The organism is Mesorhizobium sp. M7D.F.Ca.US.004.03.1.1, from assembly GCF_003998635.1.
GTDB classification, from domain to species: Bacteria; Pseudomonadota; Alphaproteobacteria; order Rhizobiales; family Rhizobiaceae; genus Mesorhizobium; species Mesorhizobium loti.
On the sequence record NZ_RZQG01001466.1, the window covers coordinates 1 to 919 of the forward strand.

1 protein-coding gene is annotated in these 919 nt (G+C 66.4%); it reads left to right on the plus strand.

Annotated elements, in window-relative coordinates; translation table 11 throughout:
• The coding region (locus EN935_RS38000; protein WP_164771817.1) for a phosphoglycerate kinase at window positions 1–874 on the plus strand (874 nt) is incomplete at its 5' end.
• Between the last annotated feature and the right edge of the window lie 45 nt (window positions 875–919).

Genomic DNA, 919 nt, shown 5'->3' on the forward strand with positions numbered 1-919 from the left:
GAACAAAGGCGACGTGCTGCTGCTCGAAAACACCCGCTTCTACAAGGCCGAGGAGAAGAACGATCCGGCCTTCACCGAAAGGCTCGCCGCCAATGGCGATATCTTCGTCAACGACGCCTTCTCGGCGGCGCACCGCGCCCATTCCTCGACCGAGGGGCTGGCGCATCTGTTGCCGGCCTTTGCCGGCCGCACCATGCAGGCCGAACTCGAAGCGCTGGAGAAAGGTCTGGGAAAACCGGTCCGTCCGGTCGTCGCCATTGTCGGCGGCGCCAAGGTCTCGACCAAGATCGACCTGCTGATGAACCTGGTAAAGAAGGTCGACGCACTCGTCATCGGCGGCGGCATGGCCAACACCTTCCTCGCCGCGCGCGGCACCGATGTCGGCAAATCGCTGTGCGAGCATGATCTCGCCTCGACCGCCAAGCAGATCATGATCGAGGCGGCAGAGGCCGGCTGCGCCATCATCCTGCCGGTCGACGGCGTCGTCGCCAGGGAGTTCAAGGCGGGCGCGGCCTGCGAGACCGTCGCCATCTCCGACGTGCCGGCAGACGGCATGATCCTCGACGTCGGCGCCAAAACCGTGACGACCATCGGCGAATGGATCGACCGCGCCGCGACACTGGTCTGGAACGGTCCGCTCGGCGCCTTCGAGATCGCGCCCTTCGACCATGCGACGGTGGCGGCGGCCAAGCACGCGGCGGCGCGCACCAAGGCCGGCAAGCTGATCTCGGTCGCCGGCGGCGGCGATACGGTGGCGGCGCTCAACCATGCCGGCGTCGCCGACGACTTCACCTATGTCTCGACCGCAGGCGGCGCTTTCCTGGAATGGATGGAGGGCAAGCCGCTGCCAGGCGTCGATGTGCTGAAGCGCTGAGGCTCTGACGATCAACACTCGGAGAGCGAACAAGGGCGCCAGCAG